This is a genomic window from Acinetobacter sp. V2, from assembly GCF_001188385.1.
Taxonomy (GTDB): Bacteria; Pseudomonadota; Gammaproteobacteria; order Pseudomonadales; family Moraxellaceae; genus Acinetobacter; species Acinetobacter oleivorans.
On the sequence record NZ_JZFB01000001.1, the window covers coordinates 289,750 to 290,034 of the forward strand.

General features: G+C 40.0%; 1 pseudogene. It reads right to left on the reverse strand.

Annotated elements, in window-relative coordinates:
• Positions 1-285 (reverse strand): annotated as a pseudogene (locus UC75_RS19630) (glutathione-dependent disulfide-bond oxidoreductase); the annotation flags it as partial.

The following is a 285-nucleotide window of genomic DNA, read 5'->3' on the forward strand; positions in this document are numbered from 1 at the left end:
TATTCAGAACCTGCTAAATATTCATGCTTTGCTAGATGCTGATCTAACACATCAAGTAAACGTTTTGTTTCCAAGGCAAAGCGGTTAACCGCATATTCAATTTTAACGGGTGCATAAGCATAAAAATGCCCAAAACCACCACCTAGGTAAGGCGCGCTGCCCATTTGCCAGAATAACCAATTGAGGCATTCAGTACGTGCAGCAATATCAGTTGGAATGAAAGCTTTAAATTTTTCAGCCAAGTAAAGCAAAATTGAACCAGACTCAAATACTCTTAATGGCGGG